Origin of the sequence: Silanimonas sp., assembly GCF_044377035.1 — a bacterium.
Classification (GTDB): Bacteria; Pseudomonadota; Gammaproteobacteria; order Xanthomonadales; family Xanthomonadaceae; genus Silanimonas.
Genome location: NZ_JBILJW010000037.1, coordinates 1 through 9244, shown reverse-complemented (window position 1 = coordinate 9244; position 9244 = coordinate 1). Strand labels below are relative to the sequence as shown.

The window sequence follows — 9244 nt, the reverse complement described above, 5'->3', positions numbered from 1 at the left end:
GCAAGGATTTCCCGCTGATCGGCAACGTCGAAGTCCGCTACGACGCCGAGAAGCAGCGCGTGGTCTACGAGCCCGTCACCTCGGTCGAGCCCCGCGTGGGCGTGCCGAAGGTGGTGCGCGAGGACTCGCGTTGGCACCAGGCGGCGTCGGAAGCCGCGGCGAAGAAGGCCTGAGCCATGACCCAGGAAATCCGCAACTACACGATGAACTTCGGGCCGCAGCATCCGGCGGCCCACGGCGTGCTGCGCCTCGTGCTCGAGATGGATGGCGAAACCGTCCGCCGCGCCGACCCGCACATCGGCCTGCTGCATCGCGGCACCGAGAAGCTCGCCGAGTCGAAGCCGTACAACCAGTCGATCGGCTACATGGATCGCCTCGACTACGTTTCGATGATGTGCAACGAGCACGCGTACGTCATGGCTATCGAGCGCCTCGCCGGCATCGAGCCGACGCCGCGCGCCAAGATGATCCGCACGTTGTTCGACGAGATCACCCGCATCCTGAACCACTTGATGTGGGTCGGTACCAACGGCCTCGACCTCGGCGCGATGGCGATGTTCCTCTACGCCTTCCGCGAGCGCGAGGAACTGATGGACTGCTACGAGGCGGTGTCGGGCGCGCGCATGCACGCGGCCTACTACCGCCCGGGCGGCGTGTACCGCGACCTGCCGGACACGATGCCGAAGTACGCCGAGTCGCCGTGGCGCAAGGGCAAGGAGCTCAAGCGCATCAACGAGTGGCGCGAAGGCTCGATGCTCGACTTCCTCGATGCGTTCGCCGATGACTTTCCGAAGCGCGTCGACGAGTACGAGACCCTGCTCACCGACAACCGCATCTGGAAGCAGCGCACCGTCAACATCGGCATCGTCACGCCGGAGCAGGCGCTGGCCTGGGGCATGACCGGGCCGATGCTGCGCGGCTCGGGCTTCGCGTGGGACCTGCGCAAGAAGCAGCCCTACGCCTGCTATGCCGACGTCGATTTCGACATCCCCGTGGGCGTCAACGGCGACTGCTACGACCGCTACCTGGTTCGCGTCGAGGAAATGCGCCAGTCGGCGCGGATCATCAAGCAGGCCGTCGCGTGGCTGCGCGCCAACCCCGGCCCGGTGATGGTCGACAACTACAAGGTCGCGCCGCCGAAGCGCGAGCTGATGAAGGGCGACATGGAAGCCCTCATCCACCACTTCAAGCTGTTCACCGAGGGCTATTCGCTGCCCGCGGGCGAGGTGTATGCCGCCGTCGAGGCCCCGAAGGGCGAGTTCGGCGCCTACCTCGTCTCGGACGGCGCCAACAAGCCGTTCCGCCTCAAGCTGCGCGCCCCGGGCTTCGCCCACCTGAGCTCGATGGACGCCATCGTCAAGGGCCACATGCTGTCGGACGTCGTCGCCATGATCGGCACCTACGACGTCGTGTTCGGAGAGATCGACCGATGAAAGCCACGGGCAATTTCGAGGCCTGCCAGCACGTCGACCCGATGGTCGCGCTGTCGGACGCCACCCGCGCCCGCATCGAGGAGTGGCTGGCGCGCTTCCCCGCCGACCGCCGCCGCAGCGCCGTCATCCAGGCGCTGATCGCCGCGCAGGAGCAGAACCAGGGCTTCCTGACCGACGAGCTCATCGCCGCCGTCGCCAAGTACATCGGCATCCCGCCGGTCTGGGCCTACGAAGTCGCGAGTTTCTACTCGATGTTCGCGCTCGAGCCGGTGGGTCGGAATGTCGTCGCCGTCTGCACCAACATCAGCTGCTGGCTCAACGGGGGCGAGGACATCGTCCGCCATTGCGAGAAGAAGCTCGGCATCAAGAACGGCGAGTCGACCGCCGACGGTCGCGTCTGGCTGAAGGTGGAAGAGGAATGCCTCGCCGCCTGCGCCGGCGCCCCGATGATGGTCGTCAACGGCCATTACCACGAGAAGCTGACGCCGGCCTCGGTCGACGCCATCCTCGACGAGTTGAAGTGAGGCCACGCATGGCACACCACGGTTCGCACGCTTCCCACGCCACCGGCCCCGTCGGCTCCGCGCCGCAGGAGCACCAGGTCGTCTACACCACGCTGCATTTCGACAAGCCGTGGTCGTACGAGAACTACCTGAAGGTGGGTGGCTACGCCGCCTGGCGCAAGATCCTCGCCGAGAAGATCCCGCCCGAGCAGATCATCGACCAGGTGAAGCAGAGTTCGCTGCGCGGCCGCGGCGGCGCCGGCTTCCCGACCGGCCTCAAGTGGAGCTTCATGCCGCGCAACGCGCCGGGGCAGAAGTACATCCTCTGCAACTCGGATGAATCCGAGCCGGGCACCTGCAAGGATCGCGACATCCTGCGCTACAACCCGCACGCGGTGATCGAGGGCATGGCCATCGCCTGCTACGCCACCGGTTCGACGGCCGCCTACAACTACATGCGCGGCGAGTTCCACCACGAGCCCTTCGAGCACTTCGAGGAGGCGCTCAAGGAGGCCTACGCGAACGGCTGGCTGGGCAAGAACATCCAGGGCAGCGGCATCGACGTGGACATGTACTCGGCGCTGGGCGCCGGCGCCTACATCTGCGGCGAAGAAACCGCGCTGATGGAGTCGCTGGAAGGCAAGAAGGGCCAGCCGCGCTACAAGCCGCCGTTCCCGGCGAACTTCGGCCTCTACGGCCGTCCGACCACGATCAACAACACCGAGACCTACGCCTCGGTGCCGGCCATCATCCGCAACGGCGCGGAGTGGTTCCTCAACCTCGGCAAGCCGAACAACGGCGGCCCGAAGATCTTCTCGGTCTCCGGCCACGTCGCCAAGCCCGGCAACTTCGAGATCCGCCTCGGCACGCCCTTCAAGGACCTGCTCGAGATGGCGGGTGGCGTCCGCGGCGGCCGCAAGCTGAAGGCCGTGATCCCCGGTGGTTCGTCGATGCCGGTGCTGCCGGGCGACGTCATGCTCGGCCTGACCATGGACTACGACAGCATCCAGAAAGCCGGCTCCGGCCTTGGCTCGGGTGCGGTCGTGGTGATGGACGAGACCACCTGCATGGTGCGCGCCTGCCACCGCATCGCGCGCTTCTATTTCAAGGAAAGCTGCGGCCAGTGCACGCCCTGCCGCGAGGGCACAGGCTGGATGTACCGCATGCTCACCCGCATCGTCGAACACAAGGCGACGCTCGACGACCTGCAGATGCTGAAGGCCGCTGCCGGCCAGATCGAAGGCCACACCATCTGCGCCTTCGGTGAGGCCGCCGCGTGGCCGGTGCAGGGCTTCCTGCGCCAGTTCTGGAGCGAGTTCGAGTACGCCATCGTCAACAAGCGCTTCCTGGTCGATGACCAGGCCGCCGGCGTCGTCACGGAGAAGGCCGCATGAGCGCCGCCACGCCCACCGCCCCCGCCACCGACGTGGTGAACATCGAGATCGACGGCGTGCCGATGCAGGCGCCGAAGGGCTCGATGATCATCCAGGCCGCGGACAATGCCGGCATCGCGATCCCGCGCTTCTGCTACCACAAGAAGCTGCCGATCGCGGCCAACTGCCGCATGTGCCTGGTCGACGTCGAGAAGATGCCGAAGCCCGCCCCGGCCTGCGCCACGCCGGTGATGGAGGGCATGAAGGTCACCACCCAGACGAAGCGCGCCCTCGATGCGCAGCGCAACGTCATGGAGTTCCTGCTGGTCAACCACCCGCTGGATTGCCCGATCTGCGACCAGGGCGGCGAGTGCGAGCTGCAGGACGTCTCGATGGGTTACGGCCGTTCGGTCAGTCGCTACGTCGAGCGCAAGCGCGTCGTGGCCGACGAGGACCTGGGCCCGCTGGTCGCGACCGAGATGACGCGCTGCATCCACTGCACGCGCTGCGTCCGCTTCACGGCCGATGTCGCCGGCACGTACGAACTCGGCGGCATGTACCGCGGCGAGAACCTGCAGATCGGCACCTACGACGGCAAGCCGCTGATGAGCGAGCTGTCCGGCAACGTCATCGACGTCTGCCCGGTCGGCGCGCTGACCAACAAGGTCTACCGCTTCAAGGCCCGCCCGTGGGAACTGGTCGCGCGCGAGTCGATCGGCCTGCACGACGCGCTCGGTTCGAACCTCTTCCTGCACGTCCGCCGCAACGAGGTGCTGCGCATCGTCCCGCGCGAGAACGAAGCGGTGAACGAATGCTGGCTGTCGGACCGTGACCGCTATTCGCATGAAGGCCTGTACAGCGACGACCGCGCCACCTCGCCGCTGGCGAAGCAGGCGGACGGCAGCTGGAAGGCGATCGGCTGGGACGAGGCGCTCGGCCTTGCCGCATCGATGCTCAAGGCCAGCGGCGCCGACACCGGCGTGCTGGTGCACCCCTCGGCCTCGAACGAAGAAGGCGCATCGCTGGCGCGCTTCGCGAAGGGTCTCGGCAGCCCGCACATCGACCACCGCCTGACACAGGTCGACTTCGCCGACGCGCCGGTGGCCGAGGCGTTTGGCCGCAGCGCCGCCGACCTCGAGAAGGCTGACGTGGTGTTGCTGGTCGGCACGAACCTCCGCCACGAAGTGCCCCTGCTGCACCAGCGCCTGCTGAAGGCGACCAAGAAGGGCGCCAAGATCTTTGCGATCAACCCCGTCGACTTCCCGGTCGCGCACGCGCTCGCCGGCAAGGCGATCGTGGCCCCGTCGAGGCTGCCGGGCGTGCTTGCGGCCCTCGCAGCCAAGCTCGCTGCCTCTCTGCCGGGCGGTGTCGCGGCGGCTATCGACGATCCGGCGCTTGCCGGCATCGCCGAGGCGCTGAAGAACGCCCAAGCCGGCACCATCGTGCTCGGCGAGATCGCCGAGACGCACGCCAATGCCTCGCACCTGCGTGTGGCGGCTCGCGCCATCGCGCAGGCGACCGGAGCGACGCTGAACCGCGTCCCGCAGGGCGCCAACGCGCTCGGTCTCGCGCAGCACGACGTCCTGCCGGTCGCTGGCCATGACGCCAGCACGCAGCTCGCGAAGGCCAAGGCCGGATACGTGCTCTACAACGTCGAGCCAGCCTACGACTTCGCCGATGCCACGGCCGCGCTCAAGGCCCTGTCGGCCGCCAAGGTCGTCGCGTTCTCCGTGTATGCCAGCGAGTCGCTGAAGCAGGTCGCCGACCTGATCCTGCCGATCGCCGCCGGCACGGAGACGGAAGGCAGCTACACCAACCTCGATGGTCGCGTGCAGTTCACCAGTGCCGGCGGCAAGCCGCGCGGTGAGGCCCGTCCGGGCTGGCGCGTGCTGCGCGCCCTCGGTGAGGCGATGGGCATTGCTGGCTTCGGCCACATGGACCTCGGCGCGCTGCGCGAATCGATGGCGCCGAACGCGGTCGCTTCGGGCGCGGGACTGTCGGCGCTCGCCGCGGTCTCCGGCATCGAACGGCTCGCGACCGCGCCGGTCTACCGCATCGATGCCCAGCTCCGTCGTTCGACGTCCCTCAACGACCATCCGCTCACGAAGGGGCAGGGCGTTGAACTGCATCCCGAGGACGCGGCGGATCTCGGCCTCGCCGAGGGCGCCATCGCCAAGGTCGCCGACGCCAACGGCCATGCCGCCCTGCCGGTCCGCCTGAACGCTCGCATCGCCAAGGGCGCGGCGTGGGTCGAGTCGGGCTATCCGGCCACCGCGCCGCTGGCCGCGCACGGTGCGCTGACGATCACCAAGGCGGGTGCCTGATGGAACTCTTCGCTCCGCTTCGCGACTTTCTGCTCGAGTTCGGCGCCGCCGGTTCGGTGGCGTGGATGCTTGTCAAGATCGTCCCGCTGATGATCTCGCTGACCATCGCCGTGGCGTTCTACACGCTGCTCGAGCGCAAGGTCATCGGCTGGATGCACGTGCGGCACGGGCCCGTGTTCATCGGCCAGTTGGTGCCGGGCCTCGGCGTCATCCAAGCCTTCGCCGACGTCTTCAAGATGCTGTTCAAGGAAAGCATCGTGCCTTCGAGCGCGAACGCCTTCCTGCATCGCCTCGCCCCGCTGATCGCGCTGGCGCCGTCCTTCGCGGCCTGGGCAGTGATGCCCTTCGGCGAGGGCCTCGTCATCGCCGACGTCGACGCCGGCCTGCTGGTGCTGCTCGCGCTCACGTCGATGGGCGTGTACGGCGTGATCATCGGCGGCTGGGCCTCGAACTCGAAGTACGCCTTCCTCGGTGCGCTGCGCTCGGCGGCGCAGGTCGTCAGCTACGAGATTGCGATGGGCTTTGCGCTCGTCGGCGTGCTGGTCGCCGCCGGTACCATGAACCTCACCGAGATCGTGCACGCCCAGAAAGGCGACGCCGGCTTGTTCGAATGGTTCTGGCTGCCACTGCTTCCGCTGTTCGTCGTCTATTTCATCTCGGGCGTGGCCGAAACCAACCGCGCGCCCTTCGACGTCGCCGAAGGCGAGTCGGAGATCGTGGCCGGTTTCCACGTCGAGTATTCGGGGTCCGCGTTCGCGATCTTCTTCCTCGCGGAATACGCGAACATGATCCTGATCAGCTTCCTCGCCGCGCTGTTCTTCCTCGGCGGCTGGCTGTCGCCGTTCCCGGAATCGGTGCCGGTCCTCGGCGTCGCCGGGCCGTGGTGGCTGTTCATCAAGGCTTTCCTGTTCGCCTTCAGCTTCGTGTGGTTCCGCGCGACGTTCCCGCGCTACCGCTACGACCAGATCATGCGTCTGGGCTGGAAGGTCTTCATTCCCATCACCATCGTCTGGACCTTCGTCGTGGCCGCCATGGCCTACGCCGGCTGGTTCGAGATCGGCCAGTAAGGGCAGGGCAGAGGCCACTCCATGAATCGCGCGATCGCCTACCTGAAGAGCCTGCTGCTCCTGGAACTCCTCCAGGGCCTATGGCTGACCCTCGTGTACATGTTCAAGCCGAAGTACACGATCAACTACCCGTACGAGAAGTTCCCGCAGTCGCCGCGCTTCCGCGGCCTGCACGCGCTTCGCCGCTACCCGAATGGCGAAGAGCGCTGCATCGCCTGCAAGCTCTGCGAGGCGGTCTGCCCGGCGCTGGCCATCACCATCGACTCCGACGTCCGCGCCGACGGCACCCGCCGCACGACGCGCTACGACATCGACCTCTTCAAGTGCATCTTCTGCGGCTTCTGCGAGGAGAGCTGCCCGGTCGATTCGATCGTCGAGACGCATATCCACGAATACCACTTCGAGAAGCGCGGCGAGAACATCGTCACCAAGCCGCAGCTGCTCGCCATCGGCGACCGCTTCGAGGCGGAAATCGCCGAACGCCGTGCCGCCGATTCGGCCTTCCGCTGAGGACAGACGATGGAACTGATCGCGTTCTACCTCTTCGCGGCGATGGCGGTGGCTTCGGCCCTCGGCGTCATCCTGTTCAAGAACCCCGTGCACGCGGTGCTCTGCCTCGTGCTGACTTTCTTCTCGACTGCCTGCCTGTTCCTGCTGCTGCAGGCAGAGTTCCTTGGCGTCGCCCTGGTGCTCGTGTACGTGGGCGCCGTCATGGTGCTGTTCCTGTTCGTGGTGATGATGCTCGACATCAACACGGCACCGCTGCGCGAGGGCTTCGCGCGCTACCTGCCCGCGGCGGCGACCGTCGCGGGCCTGATGTTCATCCAGATGCTGGTGCTGCTGGGTGTCACCACCGGCAAGCGCAACGTCGCGTTCCCGTCCGCGGACCCCGCGTCTGCGGTCAACTGCGCATCGGCGGGTGTCGCCGCGTTCGAACCGTGCTCCAACTTGGAGTGGATCGGACGGGCCTTGTTCTCGGGATACCTCTTCCCGTTCGAGGTCGCGGCCGTCCTGCTGACCGTCGCGATCCTCGCCGCCGTGATGCTGACACTTCGCCGCCGTCCGGGCGCCCGCCACCAGGACCCGGCCAAGCAGTCGGCCGTCCGCAAGGAGGATCGCGTGCGCGTGATCAAGATGGCGGCGGAAGTCCGCCGCGAGGAGGGCGACGCATGATCACTCTCGGCCATTTCCTGACCTTGGGCGCGATCCTGTTCGCGCTGTCGGTCGCCGGCATCATCATCAACCGGAAGAACGTCATCGTCCTGCTGATGTGCATCGAACTGATGCTGCTGGCGGTGAACATCAACTTCGTCGCGTTCTCGCGCTTCCTCGGTGACGTGCACGGACAGGTGTTCGTGTTCTTCATCCTGACGGTCGCCGCGGCGGAAGCCGCCATCGGCTTGGCCATCCTCGTCACGCTCTTCCGCAACACGCGGACGATCAACGTGGCCGAACTCGACGCGATGAAGGGCTGACATGGAACACACCCTTTCGACGAACGTCCTGCTGCTGATCGCCCTCGCGCCGCTGTTCGGCTCGATCGTGGCCGGCCTGTTCGGCCGCCAGGTCGGCCGCGCCGGCGCGCACACCGTCACCATTGCTGGCGTCGCGCTGAGCTGCGCGCTCTCCATCCAGGTGCTGTGGCAGCTATGGTTCGGTGGTGCCGACCCCTACAACCAGAACCTCTACACCTTCTTCGATATCGGCGGCTATTCGGCGCATATCGGCTTCATGGTCGACCGCCTGACGGCGATGATGATGGTGGTCGTCACCTTCGTGTCGCTGCTGGTGCACATCTACACCATCGGCTACATGGCGGAGGACGAGGGCTACCAGCGCTTCTTCAGCTACATCTCGCTGTTCACCTTCTCGATGTTGATGCTCGTGATGAGCAACAACTTCCTGCAGCTGTTCTTCGGCTGGGAAGCGGTGGGCCTCGTGTCCTACCTGCTTATCGGCTTCTGGTACAAGCGCCCGACGGCCGTGTTCGCCAACATGAAGGCGTTCATCGTCAACCGCGTGGGTGACTTCGGCTTCCTGCTCGGCATCGCGGCGGTCCTCTACTACTACGGCTCGCTCGACTACGCGACGGTGTTCGCGCAGGTCACCAGCGGCCCGGGCCAGGTGCTGACGTTCTGGAACGAGTTCAGCCTGCTCGGGCTGCAGGTCCCGGCGTGGAACATCGACGCCATGACCTTCATCGGCATCTGCCTGTTCATCGGCGCGATGGGCAAGTCGGCGCAGGTGCCGCTGCACGTCTGGCTGCCCGACTCGATGGAGGGCCCGACGCCGATCTCCGCGCTGATCCACGCGGCGACGATGGTGACCGCCGGCATCTTCATGGTGAGCCGCATGTCGCCGGTGTTCGAGCTGTCGCCCTCGGCGCTGCAGTTCATCCTGTTCATCGGTGCGACGACGGCGCTGTTCACTGGCCTCATCGGCATGGTGCAGAACGACATCAAGCGCGTGGTTGCGTATTCGACGCTGTCCCAGCTCGGCTACATGACGGTGGCGCTCGGTGTGTCGGCCTACGGCGCGGCGGTG

The 9244-nt window shown here is 66.6% G+C and carries 9 protein-coding genes and 1 pseudogene; all 10 read left to right on the top strand.

Features of this window, described 5'->3' with window-relative positions:
• A pseudogene (locus ACIQ6S_RS13695) lies at positions 1 to 173 on the top strand (NADH-quinone oxidoreductase subunit C); the annotation flags it as partial.
• A gap of 3 nt (positions 174 to 176) precedes the next feature.
• A complete protein-coding gene (locus ACIQ6S_RS13690; RefSeq protein ID WP_397608838.1) occupies positions 177 to 1433 on the top strand; it encodes an NADH-quinone oxidoreductase subunit D in 1257 nt (418 codons plus the stop codon).
• Positions 1430 to 1957, top strand: coding sequence for an NADH-quinone oxidoreductase subunit NuoE (gene nuoE, locus ACIQ6S_RS13685; RefSeq protein ID WP_297875313.1), 528 nt, complete (start codon positions 1430 to 1432; stop codon positions 1955 to 1957). Before ACIQ6S_RS13690 ends, nuoE begins: the two co-directional genes overlap by 4 nt.
• An 8-nt stretch (positions 1958 to 1965) precedes the next feature.
• Positions 1966 to 3330, top strand: coding sequence for an NADH-quinone oxidoreductase subunit NuoF (gene nuoF / locus ACIQ6S_RS13680; RefSeq protein ID WP_397608837.1), 1365 nt, complete (start codon positions 1966 to 1968; stop codon positions 3328 to 3330).
• A complete protein-coding gene (nuoG, locus tag ACIQ6S_RS13675) occupies positions 3327 to 5633 on the top strand; it encodes an NADH-quinone oxidoreductase subunit NuoG (RefSeq protein WP_397608836.1) in 2307 nt (768 codons plus the stop codon). The genes nuoF and nuoG overlap by 4 nt, the downstream gene beginning before the upstream one ends.
• Entirely contained in the window at positions 5633 to 6700 is a 1068-nt protein-coding gene (nuoH, locus tag ACIQ6S_RS13670) for an NADH-quinone oxidoreductase subunit NuoH (protein WP_397608835.1), read from the top strand. The genes nuoG and nuoH overlap by 1 nt, the downstream gene beginning before the upstream one ends.
• 21 nt (positions 6701 to 6721) lie before the next feature.
• Positions 6722 to 7210 (top strand): NADH-quinone oxidoreductase subunit NuoI, encoded by a 489-nt coding sequence (gene nuoI, locus ACIQ6S_RS13665; protein WP_298340327.1) that lies wholly within the window; start codon positions 6722 to 6724, stop codon positions 7208 to 7210.
• Positions 7211 to 7219: 9 nt separating this feature from the next.
• Complete coding sequence (locus tag ACIQ6S_RS13660) at positions 7220 to 7873, top strand: NADH-quinone oxidoreductase subunit J (protein ID WP_397608834.1); 654 nt, start codon at positions 7220 to 7222, stop codon at positions 7871 to 7873.
• Positions 7870 to 8175, top strand: a complete 306-nt coding sequence (gene nuoK / locus ACIQ6S_RS13655) for an NADH-quinone oxidoreductase subunit NuoK (protein ID WP_297866729.1) — start codon at positions 7870 to 7872, stop codon at positions 8173 to 8175. The genes ACIQ6S_RS13660 and nuoK overlap by 4 nt, the downstream gene beginning before the upstream one ends.
• 1 nt (position 8176) lies before the next feature.
• The coding region (locus tag ACIQ6S_RS13650; protein ID WP_397608833.1) for an NADH-quinone oxidoreductase subunit L at positions 8177 to 9244 on the top strand (1068 nt) is incomplete at its 3' end.